Annotated in this window: 17 protein-coding genes and 1 pseudogene; 11 read left to right on the top strand and 7 right to left on the bottom strand. The window is 66.3% G+C overall.

Annotated elements, in window-relative coordinates; all coding sequences use genetic code 11:
* Nucleotides 1–58 precede the first annotated feature (58 nt).
* The 4 genes from K5Q19_RS16425 to K5Q19_RS16410 all read left to right on the top strand — a co-directional run bounded on the left by K5Q19_RS16425 (nucleotide 59) and on the right by K5Q19_RS16410 (nucleotide 3,699).
* Complete coding sequence (locus K5Q19_RS16425; protein ID WP_292947444.1) at nucleotides 59–895, top strand: class III extradiol ring-cleavage dioxygenase; 837 nt, start codon at nucleotides 59–61, stop codon at nucleotides 893–895.
* Between the two features lie 116 nt (nucleotides 896–1,011).
* Nucleotides 1,012–1,644 carry a TetR/AcrR family transcriptional regulator gene (locus tag K5Q19_RS16420; RefSeq protein ID WP_292947441.1) on the top strand — a complete coding sequence of 211 codons (633 nt, stop codon included), beginning with the start codon at nucleotides 1,012–1,014 and terminating at the stop codon, nucleotides 1,642–1,644.
* Between the two features lie 106 nt (nucleotides 1,645–1,750).
* Entirely contained in the window at nucleotides 1,751–2,083 is a 333-nt protein-coding gene (locus tag K5Q19_RS16415) for a cytochrome c (RefSeq protein ID WP_292947438.1), read from the top strand.
* Complete coding sequence (locus tag K5Q19_RS16410; protein ID WP_292947435.1) at nucleotides 2,080–3,699, top strand: FAD-binding oxidoreductase; 1,620 nt, start codon at nucleotides 2,080–2,082, stop codon at nucleotides 3,697–3,699. Before K5Q19_RS16415 ends, K5Q19_RS16410 begins: the two co-directional genes overlap by 4 nt.
* Nucleotides 3,700–3,721: 22 nt before the next feature.
* Here the strand turns inward: K5Q19_RS16410 and K5Q19_RS16405 are convergent, their stop codons facing one another.
* From K5Q19_RS16405 to K5Q19_RS16395, 3 genes are read right to left on the bottom strand one after another with little or no spacing between them, the layout of a single operon-like run.
* Nucleotides 3,722–4,564 carry a DUF6671 family protein gene (locus K5Q19_RS16405; RefSeq protein ID WP_292947432.1) on the bottom strand — a complete coding sequence of 281 codons (843 nt, stop codon included), beginning with the start codon at nucleotides 4,562–4,564 and terminating at the stop codon, nucleotides 3,722–3,724.
* A gap of 3 nt (nucleotides 4,565–4,567) precedes the next feature.
* The gene (locus K5Q19_RS16400) at nucleotides 4,568–6,973 is read right to left on the bottom strand and encodes a DUF2309 domain-containing protein (RefSeq protein WP_292947429.1); all 2,406 of its coding nucleotides are present in this window, start codon (nucleotides 6,971–6,973) and stop codon (nucleotides 4,568–4,570) included.
* A gap of 31 nt (nucleotides 6,974–7,004) precedes the next feature.
* Nucleotides 7,005–8,582, bottom strand: a complete 1,578-nt coding sequence (locus tag K5Q19_RS16395) for a proton-conducting transporter membrane subunit (RefSeq protein ID WP_292947426.1) — start codon at nucleotides 8,580–8,582, stop codon at nucleotides 7,005–7,007.
* A gap of 109 nt (nucleotides 8,583–8,691) precedes the next feature.
* Here K5Q19_RS16395 and K5Q19_RS16390 point away from each other — a divergent pair, with 109 nt between their 5' ends.
* Nucleotides 8,692–9,588 carry a LysR family transcriptional regulator gene (locus tag K5Q19_RS16390; protein WP_292947424.1) on the top strand — a complete coding sequence of 299 codons (897 nt, stop codon included), beginning with the start codon at nucleotides 8,692–8,694 and terminating at the stop codon, nucleotides 9,586–9,588.
* A 54-nt stretch (nucleotides 9,589–9,642) separates the two neighbouring features.
* Here K5Q19_RS16390 and K5Q19_RS16385 read toward each other — a convergent pair whose 3' ends face one another.
* Nucleotides 9,643–10,038 (bottom strand): MerR family DNA-binding protein, encoded by a 396-nt coding sequence (locus K5Q19_RS16385; protein ID WP_292947421.1) that lies wholly within the window; start codon nucleotides 10,036–10,038, stop codon nucleotides 9,643–9,645.
* Between the two features lie 93 nt (nucleotides 10,039–10,131).
* Here K5Q19_RS16385 and K5Q19_RS16380 point away from each other — a divergent pair, with 93 nt between their 5' ends.
* Nucleotides 10,132–11,499 carry a hypothetical protein gene (locus K5Q19_RS16380; RefSeq protein ID WP_292947419.1) on the top strand — a complete coding sequence of 456 codons (1,368 nt, stop codon included), beginning with the start codon at nucleotides 10,132–10,134 and terminating at the stop codon, nucleotides 11,497–11,499.
* A 12-nt stretch (nucleotides 11,500–11,511) separates the two neighbouring features.
* Here the strand turns inward: K5Q19_RS16380 and guaA are convergent, their stop codons facing one another.
* On the bottom strand, nucleotides 11,512–13,071 hold the full coding sequence (guaA, locus tag K5Q19_RS16375; RefSeq protein WP_292947416.1) for a glutamine-hydrolyzing GMP synthase: 1,560 nt from the start codon (nucleotides 13,069–13,071) through the stop codon (nucleotides 11,512–11,514).
* Nucleotides 13,072–13,609: 538 nt separating this feature from the next.
* Between guaA and gluQRS the strand changes: the two genes are divergently transcribed.
* The 4 genes from gluQRS to K5Q19_RS16355 all read left to right on the top strand — a co-directional run bounded on the left by gluQRS (nucleotide 13,610) and on the right by K5Q19_RS16355 (nucleotide 16,261).
* A complete protein-coding gene (gene gluQRS, locus K5Q19_RS16370; protein ID WP_292947413.1) occupies nucleotides 13,610–14,479 on the top strand; it encodes a tRNA glutamyl-Q(34) synthetase GluQRS in 870 nt (289 codons plus the stop codon).
* Complete coding sequence (locus tag K5Q19_RS16365) at nucleotides 14,476–14,712, top strand: HIG1 domain-containing protein (RefSeq protein ID WP_292947411.1); 237 nt, start codon at nucleotides 14,476–14,478, stop codon at nucleotides 14,710–14,712. Before gluQRS ends, K5Q19_RS16365 begins: the two co-directional genes overlap by 4 nt.
* A gap of 18 nt (nucleotides 14,713–14,730) precedes the next feature.
* On the top strand, nucleotides 14,731–15,306 hold the full coding sequence (locus K5Q19_RS16360) for a cob(I)yrinic acid a,c-diamide adenosyltransferase (protein ID WP_292947409.1): 576 nt from the start codon (nucleotides 14,731–14,733) through the stop codon (nucleotides 15,304–15,306).
* Nucleotides 15,307–15,391: 85 nt separating this feature from the next.
* Nucleotides 15,392–16,261: a 3-hydroxyacyl-CoA dehydrogenase NAD-binding domain-containing protein gene (locus K5Q19_RS16355; protein ID WP_292947407.1), complete on the top strand. Its 870-nt coding sequence runs from the start codon at nucleotides 15,392–15,394 to the stop codon at nucleotides 16,259–16,261.
* Between the two features lies 1 nt (nucleotide 16,262).
* On the opposite strand, the gene K5Q19_RS16350 is transcribed toward K5Q19_RS16355, so the two are convergent.
* Entirely contained in the window at nucleotides 16,263–16,604 is a 342-nt protein-coding gene (locus tag K5Q19_RS16350) for a hypothetical protein (RefSeq protein ID WP_292947405.1), read from the bottom strand.
* A gap of 170 nt (nucleotides 16,605–16,774) precedes the next feature.
* On the opposite strand from K5Q19_RS16350, the gene K5Q19_RS16345 reads away from it, so the two are divergent.
* On the top strand, nucleotides 16,775–17,236 hold the full coding sequence (locus K5Q19_RS16345; protein ID WP_292947403.1) for a thermonuclease family protein: 462 nt from the start codon (nucleotides 16,775–16,777) through the stop codon (nucleotides 17,234–17,236).
* On the opposite strand, the pseudogene K5Q19_RS16340 reads toward K5Q19_RS16345, so the two are convergent.
* A pseudogene (locus K5Q19_RS16340) lies at nucleotides 17,233–17,606 on the bottom strand (hypothetical protein); the annotation flags it as partial. The gene K5Q19_RS16345 and the pseudogene K5Q19_RS16340 overlap by 4 nt on opposite strands.

Here is a 17,606-nt window from a genome sequence, read left to right as displayed (position 1 = left end):
CGTCAGCGCTGAAATCTTCCGGCTTTTGCCAAGGCCGTGACCGCCCTAGATTGGTCGCATGAAACAGCCCGTGTTCTTCCTCTCGCATGGCGGCGGCCCCTGGCCGTGGCTCGATGGTCCGTTTCGTGAAGGCTTTGCCTGGCTCGAGGCTTCGCTGAAGGCGCTGCCTGCGCAGTTGCCCGAACCGCCCCGCGCGGTGCTCGCCGTATCCGGCCATTGGGAAGAGCCCGAGTTCACCGTCTCCAGCGCCGCGCAGCCGGGCATGGTCTACGATTACTACGGCTTTCCCGAACATACCTACCACATCAGCTATCCTGCGCCCGGCGATCCGGCGCTCGCGGCGCGGGTGCGGGAACTGGCTGCCGCCGCCGGCATCACTATGGGCGATGACCCTGCGCGCGGGTTCGATCATGGCACGTTCTCGATGATGCAGCCGATCCGTCCCGAGGCGGACCTGCCCGTCGTCAGCCTCTCGATGAAGATCGGCTACGATCCCGCCGCGCATCTGGCCCTCGGCCGCGCGCTGGCCCCGCTGCGCGACGAGGGCGTGGTGATCATGGGCTCGGGGCTTTCGTACCATAACCTGCGCATGTTCGACGCCCGCGCCGCCGAGCCTTCGCGCCAGTTCGACGGCTGGCTGCGCCACAGCCTGCTCGATCTCGACCCCGCGGCCCGCGCTGCCGCCATGCTGCACTGGGATCAGGCTCCCTATGCCCGGGTGACTCACCCGCGCGAGGATCACCTGATTCCGCTGATGGTCGCAGTCGGCGCGGCGGGCGAAGACCCGGGCGTTTGCATCTATTCCGAAAGCGGCCTGCGCGGCGGCATCACCGCTTCGGCCTATCGCTTCGGCGCGGACGTGACTCCGACCGGCTTCGACAAGCTCGCGGCCTAGGGCGATTTCAGGTCGCCGCCCATTCGGATTTGGCAGACGGCCGGTTTGGTCTATGGCATTCCACAACGCAATCCAGGTGGCATGTGGCAGACGGCAGGTCAGACAAGTCGCGCAGGTTGGAGCTGGGCAGGCAGAGGCGCGCCAGGACGCGCGCCAAGGTCATCGCGGCGGCCTTCGAGCTGTTTGGGGAGGAACAGGGCCTCTACTCGCGGATCGAAGACGTTTCGCAGCGTGCCGGGATCACGCGCGCGACCTTCTATGAGCATTTTTCCGGAATGGCCGAGCTGCGCGAGGCCGTCACGTATGAAGTCACACATGATTTCCTCACTGCGGTAAGCCATTCGATCCAGGCGCTGCCCGATCCGCGCGAGCGCATTTCGGTGGCGATCCGGCTCTATCTCGACCGCGTGCGCAAGGTTTCCGGGTGGGGTCGCTCGATGATCAACCTTAGTGCAAACGGCATCATCTTCGGTGCCGAGACTTTCCGGGAGGCCGAGCAGACCGTCGCCCATGCGATCGCGGCGGGGCAGCTCTCGATCACCGACCCTGCGCTGGGGCGGGATGCGATCCTTGGCACCACCATCGCCGCCATCTCGACCATGCTGCGCGAGGAGCGCGGGGCGGACTATCCAGAAGCGGTGGTGGCGATGATCCTCGTGGGACTGGGCGTGCCGCCCGGGGATGCGGGAGAGATTGCCCGGCGCCCCCTGCCGGAACTGGTGCCCTTGCCGCCCGCACAATCAATTTGACGGTTTGTAAGATTGAATATATCCCGATGCCAGTCTGACAGATTGTCGGATTGCAGATGGGCGCCCGACGCATCGGGCGCACCAGCATTCCGGCGGGAGATGAGCGATGCATGGGAGAGCAGGAAGCGTGCGTCTGGCGGGGGCGCTGTTTGCCCTTGGCGTAGTGTCTGGGGCGCCGGTTTCTGCCGAAACCCCGGCTCCCCCGCCGCGCCCGCCCGAAGCGGTCTATGCGAAGACTTGCGGCTATTGCCATGGCCAGCATGTGGCGCCGGTGATCCGCGGGCGAGCCATTCCGGCGGAGATGACGCAAGCGATCGTCCGGCGCGGCCAGCGCGCGATGCCTGCGTTCCGTCCGACCGAGATCAGCAATGCCGAGCTCAAGGCCCTCGCGCTGTGGCTCAAGGCCTCGAAGGCCGATCCCAAGGAGCATGACCAATGACCGGGGTAACACGCCGCGACTTGATCCGGACCGGGGCCGTGGGGGCCGCACTGATGGGTTCCAGCGCGTTCGCCTCGCCCCTCGATGGTCCGCGCCAGCTGCCGGCGCATCTCGACAAAGGCGTCTTTGCCGCAGCCGTTGCCGAACTGCGCGCGGTGGTAGGGGCGGACTGGGTCTTTGCCGACCCCGAGAGCACGCTGCCCTATGCCAAAAGCTCGACGCCGGATCCCCGGCATGAGCACGTGCCATCAGGTGCGGTTGCGCCGGGAACGGTCGAGGAAGTGCAGGCGATCCTCAAGATCGCCAACCACTACAAGCTCCCGCTCTGGACTGTCTCGACTGGCAAGAATATGGGCTATGGCTGCGCCACGCCCGCCAGCAGTGGGCAGATGATCCTTGATCTCAAGCGGATGAACCGGATCATCCACATCGATGCCGAACTCGGCACCGCGCTGGTCGAGCCGGGGGTGACCTACCAGGACCTCCACGATTACCTCGAGGCGAACAACCTGCCGTTCTGGCTGGATGTGCCGACCGTCGGCCCCATCGTCTCGCCGGTGGGCAACACGCTGGAGCGCGGGGTGGGCTATACGCCTTATGGCGATCACTTCTTCATGCAATGCGGCATGGAAGTGGTGCTGGCCGATGGTACGCTGGTGCGCACCGGCATGGGCAGCGTGCAGAATTCGACCACCTGGCAGGCGTTCAAATGGGGCTACGGGCCCTATGTCGACGGGATCTTCACGCAATCGAACTTCGGTGTCGTCACCAAGCTGGGCTTCTGGCTCATGCCCAAGCCGCCGGCGTTCAAGCCCTTCATGGTGCGTCACAACGCAATGGGCGACGTGGCGAAGATCGTCGATGCGATGCGCCCGTTCCGCATGAGCAACCTCATTCCCAACGTGGTGCTGATGATGGGCGCGGCCTACCAGATCGCGATGTTCCACCGCCGCGAGGAGCTGTGGGACAAGCCCGAGAGCATTCCCGAAGAGGTCGTGCGCAGTTTCGCGAGGAAGCACGGCCTCGGCATGTGGAACACCTATTTCGCGCTCTACGGTACCGACGAGATCATCGCCGCGATCGAACCCATCGTGCGCCGCGCGTTCGAGGCCTCGGGCGGCGAAGTCCTGACCGAGAAGGAAATGGGCGGCAACTTGTGGTTCGAACACCACAAGAACCTGATGAGCGGCCAGCTGACGCTGGAGGAAAAGGGCATCATGCGCTGGCGCGGCGGCGGCATGGTGTGCTTCGCGCCAGTCGCCCCGGCAAAGGGTATCGAAACGCAGCAGCAGACCGAGCTCGCGAAGGAAATCCTCGGGCGTTACGGGTTCGACTATTCGGTCGCCTACGCCATCGGCGGGCGCGAGCTGCACCACCTGATCTTCATCCAGTATGACAAGGAAGATCCGGCCGAGGAGAAAAAGGCGGACGACTGCATCCGCGAGATGATCACCCGCTTCGGCGCGCGCGGTTGGGCGAGCTATCGCACCGGGGTCAACACGATGGACCTCGTCGCGCAGCAATATGGCGAGGCGAACCGGGCGCTCAACGCGCGGCTCAAGCAGGCGCTCGATCCGAACCATATCCTCTCGCCGGGCAAGCAGGGGATCGCCTGAAAGCACGGCGCGGGTTCAGGCCCTAGGGGTTGCATTCCTCGCAGTGCATCGGATCGGCGCTTGCTGCGGCCACCGCGCGCTCCTCGCTGTGGCCGCAGCCCTCGCAAGTCCAGACTTCGGCGCGGGTCAGATGGGTCGGGCTCGCGCACCACGCACAGGGCAGGCCATGGGCGCGCCCGGTGATCGCGAAGCCGGGCCGGGCGCAGTCCGGGCACAGGCTGCGCGACCGGCGCACAAGGTCGATCATCGCCCGCCTGATCGCGCGCATCCGGCGCGGATTGCGGTGCGCGCGCATGTCGGTTTCGATGTGCGCAGCGCCGGTCAGCGCAATGGTCCGCTCGATCACCGCGAGAAGGTCGGCTTCGCTCTCGACGGACTTGAACAGTGCCAGTTGCGGTGCGGGCGCACCATCCAGCACGCCCATCACGATCACGCCGTGCGTGGGAAACCCGGCCTTGGCCGCAAAAGCGAGCGCCGCCCCCGGGTCCGTTACCAGGGCATTTGCGAAATTGGTGTCCATCGTCGCATGGTGGCCGGTAAGTTCCAGCCTGCTCTCGCGGTCGATCAGCACCACCAGCTCGCGGTTCAGCGGGGCAAACGGCACCTGCGGATGCGGGCCGAAACTGCCCTCGCTCGCGATCCCGACGCGCGCATCCGGATGCAGTCTGAAGGCCGCAGCAATCTTTGCGCGCGCCGCGTCGCGCGGCGTTCCCGCTCGCTCGATCTCGCGGCTGAACGTGCCGAACAGGTCGGTATCAAGCCCCTCGGCTACCCGCAGATCCAGACCGAGGAAGTGCGCGGCAAGGGGGGCAATCGCCCGCTCCTTGCCGTGCATTGTCGCGAGCACGGCCCGCGCGCCGTTCATGGCTCAGATCGCCATTTCCGTCGCCGCTGCCGCTGGGGCCGCTTCGCTCGCGGCTTCCCACTGGAGATCGCCGGCATAGCGCCAGGCGAGCTTGCCCTCGTCGTCGATGGCGAAGAGGTGCAGCCACTTGTTGTCGAACAGCGCGCGCACCCCGGCGTGCTTCTCGAGCACCGCGCTCATCGCCTCGCGCGGGGCTTCGATGCACACCGAAAGCCGCAGCGGCTCGTGCATCAGTTTGTGCCCGTCGTGGACCGACTGCCACGGGAGCCCCGCACGCAGCGGCCCGCCATTGCCTTCGATCACGCCGATCCCGCCGACCACGTTATGCAGCAGCTTGTTGCCGCCGCCGAACAGCTCGGGCGCCACACTCGAGCCATAGTACTGCAAGCTGATCCAGCTCGCGACGACGACCGGCGCGGTCATGATCAGCTCGAGCACGCCGAAGCCCTCGTCGCGCCGCCACACATAGTCATGCAGGAACGCGCGGCCTTCGAGGCTGCGGCCGGCGGTGCGCATGCGCGGCGCGGCGATGAAGGCCTTGCAGCCCGCCAATGCCCATTCCGCGCGCGTTTCCGACCAGTCGCGGCTGCGCTTGATCACGCTGGCGTCGCCGGTGGCGCGCGGCAGGCGCAGCGCACGTTCGCTGCGGGTCAGCACCGCCGCCGCCGCCAGCCATTGCTCGGCCTGCGCGATGGCATCGCTGTGGGCGTCAATCGGCTGGTCTTCGGTGTAGAGCGTCACCGCGTCGGTGGTCGTGTCATGCAGTGCGGCCACGAACAGCGTGGACTGCGGGATCACGATGCCCTTGTCGATGAGCCCCGCACGCACTTCGGGATCATTGAGCAGCCCGGCCAGCAGCCGCGCGTTGACTTCGCCCGAATAGCCACCGCAGGCGCCGCAGTGCAGGCCGCTGGCATGCGGGTTGTTCACCACGTTGGCGCCGTGGCCCGCGAGCAGCACCAGCGGCGCGAACTCGCTCGTCAGCGACATCGCGCCGAGGATCGATGCGGCCATGCCCACGCGTGTCGCCGTATCGGGCGCGGGATCGGCAAAGGGCTTGGGATCGCGTGGCGGCTTGTTGGCCTTGAGGCCGAGCGCGTCCTTGACCAGCTTGCCGATATAGATCGGGCCCGCCGCCTCGACGAAGGCGAACGAGGAAACTGCGGCCAGCTTGAACCGGCCCCAGGCGCGCGCAGCGCGGGCATTGTGGCGGACATCGGTCGCGCCTTCGCTGCCGGTGCGGCTGGTGAGGCCGGCATTGAGAAGCACCGGCAGGCGGTGCTCGGCAACGTCCGAGGCGTAGCGCTGGTGCGAGGCGGTGAGGCCGAAGAAGCCCGCAAAGCCCAGCGTCTGGATGCGCCGATCCAGCGATTCCAGCGCGCGGCGGAACACTTCGGAGCGCACGTCGATGCAGAAGGCGGCCTGCAGCACCGGCGCCTGGCGTTCGAAAATGACCTGCTGCGTCAGCGTCTTGGCAAGCGCGGTCTGCCCAGCGCGTTCGGCGGCTTCCTGCAGGATCGCGTCGATGATCTGGTCGGCACTGGGCTCGACGGGCTCCTCGTGTACAGCAATCGTCGCCAGCCAGCTCTTGCCGATCTCGGTGCCATAGCGGGTCAGCAGCGCCTGCTCCCAGATCAGCCGGATCGTCAGGAAGTCGGTGATCGTCTCGTCACTCTGGCCGGCAAGCTCGGCCTGCCATAGTTCATAGCGTGCGACATGGGCCCAGCCGCCCAGCGTGACGAGCAAGCTGTGGAAGTAGGTTTCGAGTGCAGCAGACGGCAGCTGCAGAGCCGCAACCGCGCTGGCGAGCGCTTCGGCGGCGCGTTCGGGCGCATCGGCGACCATGCTGCCGAAACCGGTGAGGCCCGCGATTTCGGGTGTCAGATCGTGCGAAGCGACCGCCTGCCATGCGGCATAGGCGCCCTTGCCGCGCGGCGCGGCCCACAGCGCCTGGCCCTTGTCGAAGTAGCCGCCTGCCCAGGCACCGAGGCGTTCGGCGATGATCCCCGGCCAGTCGATGCCGGTCGCCTTGGCGGCGAGATCGGCCACAGTCGGCACGGCCTTGATCGAGGCAGGATCGTGCGCCAGCGCGGCCTGCAGTGCGGCCAGCGAGCCGGGCTTGCCCGCGTGGGGCGAGGCGGCGAGCGCGGCGGCAAGGTCGCCTTGCGTGATCGCGCCGCTGGCAATTCGGTCGCGGTACCACTGGCGCGGCATGGTGACGGGGGTGCCCGAGACGCGGGCCATCAGCGCGGCGGTCTCGGCCAGCGTCAGGCCGGTCTGGCCGAGGTAGGGATTGACCGCGACGCTCGAAGCCAGCGGCCAGACCGGCGGGATGGCCCGCGCGGCGGCATCGGCGGCAACCTTGAGCTGGGCGAGCGTCTGGCTGTTGTCGGTGGGGATCATGAGCATGGGAGATCCTTCGGGAGAAGAGGGGCTGTGATCAGGCAGACCGCTTGAGGGTCCAGCCGCCGAGCATCCGGTCGAACAGGGCATTGGCGTAGAGGCCGTTGGAGAGGTGGACGCGCAGGCCCGCCGCCGCCGGGTGATAGGCCCAGAGCGGGAACATCGACTGCGCCACCGCGACGAGGCCGAAGCTCAGCACCGCGAGCACCATCAGCGTCCATTCGAGCGGACCCGGTGCGGGGGTGGCGGGCAGCGTGCCTGCCGTGAGCCAGAGTGCAAGGCCATGGAGCGTAAAGTAGCCGATCGAGGCAGCGACGGCATAGACCGCCATCTTGCGGGTGAGGGCGCGGGGGGCGCTGTCCGCAAGGCCCTGGGCGAAGAGATAGGCGACGCCGAAAATCAGGATGGCGCCGAGCGCGACCGCCTGCGGCGACTTGTGGTGGAAGCCCGGCAGCGCGTCGAAGGCGAAGCTCATCAGGGTGTAGATGGCGAGGGCCGCCAAGAACGCCCGGCCGACCGCAGCGGGGCGCGGGATGGCGACCGGACCCGGCCGCCGCGCCGCCGCGATCTGCTCCACCGCACCGCCCGAGGCGAGGAAGGCATGCGCCTTGTAGAGCGAGTGCAGCACGATGTGCAGCAGCGCGAGCGGGAACAGCGCAAGGCCGCACTGCATGATCATGAAGCCCATCTGTCCGACGGTCGACCAGGCGAGCGAGGTCTTGATCGCGGGCTGGGTGAGCATGACGAGCCCGCCGAACAGCGCGGTGAAGCCGCCGATCATGACCAGCACCGCCAGCACGCCGGGGGCGAGCAGCATGACATCGGCGAAGCGGATGAGCAGGAACCCGCCCGCATTGATCACACCGGCATGGAGCAGCGCGGAAACCGGGGTCGGCGCTTCCATCACTTCGGTCAGCCAGCCGTGCAGCGGGAACTGCGCGGACTTCAGCAGCGCCGCGATGGCGAGCAGACCTGCGGCGGCCATGGCGGCGTAGCCACCCATGCCGGCATGCGCAGCGGCGAGGATCGCGGGCAGATCGGTCGTGCCATATGCCTTGAACAGGAGCAGCGCGGCACCGAGGAGGGCGGCATCACCAGAGCGCGCTGTCACGAACTTCTTGCGCGCGGCGCGCTGGGCGGCGACCCGTTCGGGATAGAACAGCAGCAGCTTGTGGAGGGCAAGGCTGGTGGCGATCCAGGCGCCGAGCAGCTGGACGAGCGAACCCGCCGTTACCAGCAGCATGACCATCGCGAGCGTCGCACTCAGCCAGGCCATGAACACGCCGTGGCGCGTCTCGCCATCGAGGTAGACCCGGGCATAGCGCACCACGATCCAGCCGACGAAGCTGACGAGGAGCAGCATCGTCGCGCTGATGAGATCGAGCCGGAAGGCCAGCAGCGGCAGCGCGGGGCTTGCAGCGGCGAGGGTGAGGGTGGTGGCACCGCCGATGGCGAGCGCGGCCATCGTGCCCCCGGCCATCGCTACGGCGATCAGCGCGAGCAGTTCGATCAGGGCCAGCGGGCTGCGCGTGATGCGCCCGGGCTGAGCGAAACCGAGCGCGGCGGCGATCAGCAACAGGGCAGGTGGGGCAAGGACCAGAAAGGAGAGGGGCATGATCGGCGCTCCGCAGGAGGGGCTTTCGAAGTTGCCATGCTCCTAGCGGATGCACCGCTCAGCAAAAAATTCATTGTTTAGCCGATATCGTTCTGTTTAAGTGAACGATATGGCCGAACTCAACTACAACCACCTCCGCTATTTCTGGGCTGTCGCGCAGGATGGCAACCTCTCGCGCACTGCCGAGCGGCTGAACGTTTCGCAGTCCGCGCTCTCGGTGCAGATCCGCAAGCTGGAGGACCGGCTGGGCCATGCCCTGTTCGAGCGGCGCGGGCGGGCGCTGCATCTGACCGAGGCGGGCCGCATCACGCTCGATCATGCCGAGGCGATCTTCGCAACGGGCGAGGAACTGCTCGGCACGCTCAAGGAAACCGGCAATGCGCGGCAGGCGGTGCGCATCGGCGCGCTCGCCACGCTTTCGCGCAACTTCCAGATCAGCTTCGTCGAACCTTTGCTCCCGCGTACCGATATCGAGGTCGTGCTGCGCTCGGGCAGCCAGGGTGAGCTGCTTGGCGCACTGCAGTCGCTGGGGCTCGATGTGATCCTCACCGATCAGGCTCCCGCGAGCGATGCGCTCACTCCCTTCATCGTTCACCGTTTGTCCGAACAGCCGGTGAGCCTCGTCGGTGCGCCCGCGCTGCTGGGCGGTACGCGCGCGGTTGCTGATCTGCTGCGCGCGCACCCGGTCGTCCTGCCTGCTGCGGGCAGCGGCATGCGCCTTGGCTTCGATGCGCTTGTGGACCGGCTCGGCCTGCGCCCGCAGATCGCGGCCGAGGTGGACGACATGGCGATGATGCGTCTGATCGTGCGCGAAGGCCATGCGCTCGGCGTGCTTCCTCCGATTGCGGTGCGTGACGAGCTTGCCGATGGCACCCTTGTCGAGGCCGAGGCTTTGCCGGGCATTGCCGAGACATTCCTCGCCGTCACGATCGAGCGGCGCTTCCCCAATCCGGTGGTGCGCCAGCTGATTGACCGGGCGATGCGCGACCGGTTCGACCATGCCTGACAAGGATGGATAGCGGTCCGGTGGCCGTCCCGGCGGCGCAGTTTGCAACCAGGCTCAGGGTTCGAACGCGGTCAGGATCGGGCAGAGCCGCGTCGCACCTTGCTCGCAGACCTGCGCCAGCCGGCTCAAGGCATCGCGCGCGGCTTGCAGCTCGCGGATCTTCTCATCGAGCGCGCCGACCCGCGCACGCGCCAGTTCGCGCGCCCGAGCGCGGTCCTCCGTCGCATCGAGCGAGAGCAGCTGGCCGATTTCCTCGAGCGTGAAGCCTGCGCCCTGCGCCGCCTTGATGAAGCGCAGGCGGCGCACATCGTCCGAACCGTAGCGGCGCACGCGCCCGCTCGCACTCGCGCCGGAAGGCCGCGCGGGCTCCGGCATCAGGCCGCGGCGCTGGTAGTAGCGCACCGTTTCCACGCCCACGCCGCCTTCGCTGGCAAGCTTTGCGATGGTCATCACAGGTAGGGGTTGACTCCGTACTATGGTACGGAGGCTATATGGGCCGGGGTTCGATGAACCACAAGGTTGCAGCCTCTTTCAGGAACCCCGATGATCAGGACCTTTTTCGCCGCGACGGCGCTGGCCATGCCATTTGCCGCCACGGCGCAGTCGATGCCCGGCATGGATCACTCCATGCACCAGATGGCCGAGCCCGCTGGAGATGCGCCAGCCGCGCCCGCAGCACCAATGGATCATGCGGCCATGGGGCACACCATGCACGGCATGGACATGAAAGGCTTTGTCGGCGCGCTCGGGCCCTACAGCATGATGCGCGATGCCTCGGGCACTGCGTGGCAGCCCGATACTGCGCCGATGTGGGCGATCATGGGCCGGCTCGGCGGCTGGTCCACCATGGTCCACGGCTTCGCCACGCTGATCCACGACAACCAGGGCGGGCCGCGCGGCGATAGCAAGACCTTCTCGACCTCGATGCTGATGGGCAGTGCGCAGCGTCCGCTCGGTGGAGGTACGCTCACCTTGCGCGGCATGGTCAGCCTCGATCCGCTGATGGGCAAGCGCGGCTATCCGCTGCTGCTGGCGAGCGGCGAAAGCGCCGACGGCGTGACCAAGCTGATCGACCGGCAGCACCCGCACGATGCCTTCATGGAGCTATCGGCCACCTACAGCCATCCGATCACCGAGGGGCTTTCGGGCTTCGTCTACTTCGGCCTGCCGGGTGAACCCGCGCTTGGACCCGCCACCTTCATGCACCGCTTCCCCGGCATGGCGAACCCGGAGGCGCCGATCTCACACCACTGGCTCGATAGCACGCACGTGACCTTCGGCGTCGCGACCGCAGGCCTCGTCTATCGCGGGGTCAAGCTCGAAGGCTCGGTGTTCACCGGGCGCGAGCCCGATGCCGAGCGCTGGGATTTCGAGCAGCCACGCTTCGACAGCTGGTCGGTGCGGGCGAGCTGGAATCCCACACGCAACCTTTCGGTGCAGGTCAGCCACGGCTTCCTCAAGAGCCCCGAGGGCCTCCACCCGGACGAGGACGTTCGCCGCACCACCGCCTCGATCACCTGGAACCGCGCGCTCGGCCCGAAGCGCAACTGGCAGTCTTCGCTGGCCTGGGGCCGCAACACGCATCTCGGCGGCGATCACGCCCATCCCGCCGATGCCTTCCTGCTCGACAGCGCGCTGCAACTGGGCCGCTGGACGGTGTTTGGCCGGGCCGAGAATGTCGACAAGGACGAGCTGTTCGGCGACGAGGACAGCGGCAATCCGCTGGCGGGGCAGGTCTTCAACGTCAGCAAGTTCAGCCTTGGCGGCTATCACTCCGTGCCGATCGGCAAAGTCGCATTCGATCTGGGCGGGCTGGTCAGCAAGTACGCGCTGCCAGACGCGATCAAGCCCGCCTACGGCGCAAGCCCGACAAGCTTCATGCTCTTCATGCGCCTCAGGATCACCGGCTAGCGCGCTGCCAGCTCACTCCCATTCGATCGTGCCGGGCGGCTTCGAGGTGTAGTCATAGACCACGCGGTTGATGCCCTTGACCTCGTTGACAATGCGCGTTGCCACGCGGCTGAGGAACCCGGCATCGAAGGGGTAGATGTCGGCGGTCATGCCGTCGGTCGAGGTGACGGCGCGCAGCGCGCAGACGCTGTCATAGGTGCGGAAATCGCCCATCACGCCCACGGTCTTGACCGGCAGCAGCACCGCGAAGGCCTGCCAGATCGCATCGTAGAGCCCGGCGTTGCGGATCTCCTCAAGGTAGATCGCATCGGCCTTGCGCAGGATATCGCACCGCTCGCGCGTCACTTCGCCGGGAATGCGGATGGCAAGGCCGGGGCCGGGGAAGGGATGGCGGCCGACGAAGACGTCCGGCAGGCCGAGCTCTCGGCCCAGCGCGCGCACTTCGTCCTTGAACAGCTCGCGCAAGGGCTCGACGAGCTTCATGTTCATCCGCTCGGGCAGGCCGCCCACGTTGTGATGGCTCTTGATCGTGACCGAAGGACCGCCGGTGAACGAGACGCTCTCGATCACGTCGGGATAAAGTGTCCCCTGCGCAAGGAAGTCTGCGCCGCCGACCTGCTTGGCTTCGGCCTCGAACACGTCGATGAAGGTCTTGCCGATGAACTTGCGCTTGGCTTCGGGGTCCGTCACGCCGGCAAGGCCACCGAGGAACAGCGCGGAGACGTCCTTGTGGACGAGCGGGATGTTGTAATGCCCGCGGAACAGGCTGACGACCTGCTCGGCCTCGCCCATGCGCATCAGGCCGTGATCGACGAAGACGCAGGTGAGCTGATCTCCGATCGCCTCATGGATCAGCACTGCGGCCACCGCCGAATCGACACCGCCCGAAAGCCCGCAGATCACGCGGCTGTCACCCACCTGTTCGCGGATCTCGGCTATCTTGGTCTTGCGGAACTCGGCCATCGTCCAGTCACCGGTGCAGCCGCAGACGTGGCGCACGAAGTTGGCGATCAGCTTGCCGCCGTCGGGGGTGTGGACCACCTCGGGGTGGAACTGGGTGCCGTAGTACCGCTTCTTGTCGTTGGCGACGACCGCGAAGTGCGCCCCGTCCGACATCGCGACGGTGCGGAAGCCCGGCGCGAACTGCGTGACCTTGTCCTCGTGGCTCATCCACACCTGATGGCGCTCGCCCACGGCCCACAGGCCGTCGAACAGCACGCAAGGCTCGGTCACGGTAAGGAAGGTGCGCCCGAACTCGCCAGAATCGCCGGGCTCGACGGTGCCGCCAAGCTGGTGGCTCATCACCTGCTGGCCGTAGCAGATGCCGAGGATGGGCAGGCCGCTGTCGAACAGCACCTGCGGGGCGCGGGGACTGCCTTCGGCAGGGACGCTGGCCGGGGAGCCCGACAGGATGATGCCCTTGGGCTTCATCCGGTGGAAGGCGGCCTCGGCCTGGGTGAAGGGGGCGATTTCGGAGTAGACCCCGGCTTCGCGCACGCGGCGCGCGATCAGCTGGGTGACCTGGCTGCCGAAATCGACAATGAGGATCGATTCTGAAGGCTGAATGCTCATGGCAGGCGGATAATGGGGTCCGTATCCGCTGTCCAGCGAGCCGCGAAAAAAGCCGGATGTTGCGATTGCGTGACGTGCATGCGGTTTAGAAAATGTTTTGTCATTGAAATATTAATGCTTCACCAAAGGGTAATAACCCGAAAAATCCTGTATTTTCAGTATATCAGTAGCAGATCAAAATTGATTGCATGAAATGCAATCGTACTTGCCTTGTTCGCACTTGCAGCACGGCGTGGAATGCCTATTTGCGCCCTCGTTCCGAACGCTCTGTGCAATCCACCACCCTGCCGGCGCTTCGCGAATGGGAGAGTCCCCTGAAAGAGCCCAAAACAGGAGGACATTATGCGTAACTACACTTCGGCGATCGTCTCGCTGGTTCTGGCTGCTGGCATCAGCAGCATGTTCTTCGGCGCCACGCTCGTCTGAGCCTGGCCCGGTGAACGGCAACCCGCAGCGCGGGCTTCCCAAACGAAACGGCTGCCTTACCCTTTAAGGCAGCCGTTTTTGTTTTGGGGCCGGATGGCTATGGTCCGTCCGCATGAGCGCCGCTGCCACTACCCGTTTTGCCCCCAGCCCCAATGGCCCGCTGCATCTGGGCCATGCCTATGCTGCGATAATCGCGCATGACCGCGCCGTGCAAGATGGCGGCCGCTTCCTGCTCCGGATCGAGGATATCGACGGTGCCCGTAGTCGACCTGAACTGGCCGGTGAATTCCGCGCCGACCTGACATGGCTCGGCCTCGCCTTCGAAGAAGTCCCCCCGCAATCGACCCGCATCGATCGCTACCGCGAGGCGGCCAACAACCTCCGCGCGATGGGGCTTCTCTATCCCTGCCGCTGCACCCGCGCCGAAGTGGCCGCCGCCGCCACATTGCACGGGCCTGATGGCCCGATCTATCCCGGCACCTGCCTGCGTAATCCGCCCGTGTCCGCACACGATCCGGTCTGGCGGCTCGATGTCGAGCAGGCGGCGGAACTCGCCGGGCCGCTGACCTGGTTCGACGAGCGCCGCGGTCCGCAGAGCGCGCGGCCCGCGATGCTGGGCGATGTCGTGATCTGGCGCCGCGATGCGCCCGCCAGCTATCACCTTGCCGCAACTCTCGATGATGCCGAGGACGGCGTCACCGTTGTCACGCGCGGCGCTGATCTCTTCGCCGCGACGCATATCCACCGCCTGCTCCAAGTCCTGCTCGGCCTGCCCGAACCGCGCTGGCACCACCATCCGCTGCTGGTCGGGCCCGATGGCCGCAAGCTTGCCAAGCGCCGCGACGCGCCTGCGCTGGCGGACCGTCGCCGCGCCGGGGAGGACGGTCTGGCGCTTGCCGAAGCCTTGCGCGCTGCCCGGAATGACACTGGCCGCATTGACAGTGGTATTTCGCTTCATGACGGCCTAGACCTAGCGCCATGACAATGCTCCTCGTCCCCGTGATCCTCATCCTGATGGGGCTTACCGTATGGTCGCTCCTGCGCGGCATCGGCGCTTTTCTCAACAGCACCAAGGCAGAGCTTGAGGGCGACGGCACTCGCGCGACAGAGATGCAGCTGTTGCAGAACAAGATGATGTTCAACCGCATCAAGTATCAGGGCCTTGCGGTTGCTGTCGTGGCGGTGCTGCTGCTGTTCACCCAGGGCGGCCGCTGAGCCGCATCAGCCAGCCTCGTGGTCAAACTCAACAAGATTTACACGCGCACCGGCGATGACGGCACGACGGGCCTCGTCGACGGATCGCGCCGTGCCAAGCACGATCTGCGCATGGAAGCGATCGGCGAGGTCGACGAGCTCAACAGCGTAGTCGGTTTTGCCGCGATCGCGCTCGAGGCGGATCGCGCCGCGGCGCTGCACCGCATCCAGAACGACCTGTTCGATCTTGGCGCCGATCTGGCGACGCCGCTTGGCGATATCGGCGGCGCCGATTTCACGCCTTCCGAAATGGTCCTGCGAGTCGTACCGGCCCAGCCCGCACGGATCGAGGCGGAAATCGACGCGCTCAATGCGCAGCTTCCGCCGCTGACCAGCTTCATCCTTCCCGGCGGAAGCGAAGGCGCTGCCCGCATCCACCTCGCGCGCGCAATCGCCCGCCGTGCCGAGCGTGCGGCCACCGCGCTCGCCGCATCGGAGCCGGTGAACCCTGCGGCGCTTGCCTATCTCAACCGCGTGTCGGACTATTTCTTTGTCCTCGCCCGCGCCATCAATGCCGGCAAAGACCCGCTCTGGGTCCCGGGCGGTTCACGCTAGGCCACCCTCTCAATTTGGCTGCTTCCCCCGCGCGCCAAACCTCACTAGGCAGCGCGCCAAAGTGCAATAACGCGGGGTACACATCATGCAGACAATCGCAGTCATCGGCGCTGGACAGATGGGTTCGGGCATCGCCCAGGTCGCGGCCGCATCGGGCAAGACGGTTCTGCTCTCCGATATCTCGCTCGCCGTAGCTGAATCCGCGCGCGCGAAGATCGAAAAGGGGCTGATGAAGCTTGCCGAGCGCGGCAAGATCCCCGCCGAGGACGCCATCGCTACCGTTTCGCGCATCACCCCCGTTGGCGATTATGCCCGCCTCGGTGAGGCCGATCTCGTGATCGAGGCGGCGACCGAGCGCGAGGACATCAAGCACAAGATCTTCGAGGCTGCCGGCAAGCACCTCGCGCCGAGCGCGATCATGGCGACCAACACCTCATCAATCCCGATCACCCGCATGGCGGTCTCCTCGCCCGATGCGCAGCGCTTCATCGGCATCCACTTCTTCAACCCGGTGCCGCTGATGAAGCTGGTCGAGGTGATCCCCGGCCTTGCCACCTCGGTCGCCACGATCGAGGCGGTGCGCGGCTTCGTTGCCGATATCGGCAAGGAAATTGTGCTTTCGCAGGATGAGCCGGGCTTCATCGTCAACCGCATCTTCGTGCCCTTCATCAACGAGGCGGCCTTCGTGCTCGGCTCGGGCACGGGTTCGATCCAGGATATCGACAAGGGCGTAAAGCTCGGGCTCAACCACCCGATGGGCCCGCTCGAACTCGCGGACTTCATCGGGCTCGATACCCTGCTCGAGATCATGAAGATCTACCTCGCTTCAACCGGGGACCCGAAGTACCGCCCGGCGCCGCTGCTGCAGAAGTATGTCGAAGCCGGCTGGCTGGGCCGCAAGTCGGGCCGCGGCTTCTATGACTACAGCGGCGAGGCGCCCGTCCCCACGCGGTGACTTACCGGCTGGCCGAAGCGTCGGCCATGTTGCCTTCAGCCTCTTCCTCGCTGAACGGCACCGTGCGACGCTCCGGTCCGCTGATCGCATCGCGCGGGGCCTGTCCGTCGCGGACGTGGTCGGGACTTGAAGGATCGAAGCCTTCATTCCCGGTGCTTCGCTTGTCGTCTTCTGCCCACGAATGGAACGCGCTCTCTCGCGCCTGCGCGCTCGCCTGCGGGTTGGGCTCTGCCGAGGTCAGCCATGCTCCCGCACCGGTGGTACTGAACATCACCGCGCTGGCCGCCATGAACAGCGCCCATGCAAGGGCATACCAGCGGCTGCGGAAGAGCAGTTCGTACACGATCGGGGGGTCCGGTTGGATGCGCTCGGGCAAGCTTGCGGTCGGCATGGTTAAGGAAGCCCAAATCAGTCCATACCGGACTTAAATCACTTAGGTCGTCGTCCTAAGTTATTGTTCTGTAGGTATTTGTCAGACTGGAACAAAGAGTGAAAGTGGATCATCCATGCGCGATGATCACGCATTTCACCGCCCGTTCCCTGCTCTTGCTCACCGAGATCGCAGGACTATCCCTCGCCCTGCCGCTATCGAGTGCGGCTGGCATTGTCCCCCGCGACCGCGAGGCGGCCACCTTCGCCCGGTGCGAGGGGGCGGCGCGCATCACCTGTGTCGTCGATGGGGATACGTTCTGGTATCGCGGCCTCAAGATCCGCATCGCCGATATCAACGCGCCCGAACTCGGCCACCCGTCCTGCGCTTACGAGGCGCAGCTGGCGGAGACGGCAACGCGGCGGTTGACCGACCTGCTCAATGCAGGGCCGTTTACGCTGGCGGTCGAAGGGCGCGAGACCGATCGCTATGGCCGGGCCTTGCGCGTGGTGCTGCGCGGCGGGCGCAGCCTGGGTGAAGTTCTGCAGCGCGAGGGCCTTGCCGAACACTGGCATGGCCGCCGCGGAGACTGGTGCGCGGCCTAGGCCGCTCTGAGGCCGCTGACACCCATCGCACCGCGGTCCTGTGCCGAAAGGCCGTCGAACGCAGCATCGATGATCCGCGCGAGCTTCTCTTCGGTAAGCCGGTCCATCAGCATGCCCATCACGCCGATGTTGCAATAGGGCGAGACCATCTGGTTGATCAGGCTCAGCGTCATGTCGATCTCGAGCCCGGGGAAGAAGCCTTCGCCCATTGCCTCGGCGATGATCATGCTGAGGTAGTGATCCGCCAGATCGACGTAGCTGCGCACCTGCTCGAAATACTCGTTGCCGAGTTCGACGTACATCTCGTGCGCGACCGGATCGGCGCGGTAGGCATCGCGGAGCATGACGAAGCGGCGTGCGAAGAATTCGT

Origin of the sequence: Novosphingobium sp., from assembly GCF_019748365.1 — a bacterium.
GTDB lineage: Bacteria > Pseudomonadota > Alphaproteobacteria > Sphingomonadales > Sphingomonadaceae > Novosphingobium.
This window is presented reverse-complemented; position numbering and strand designations above follow the sequence as displayed.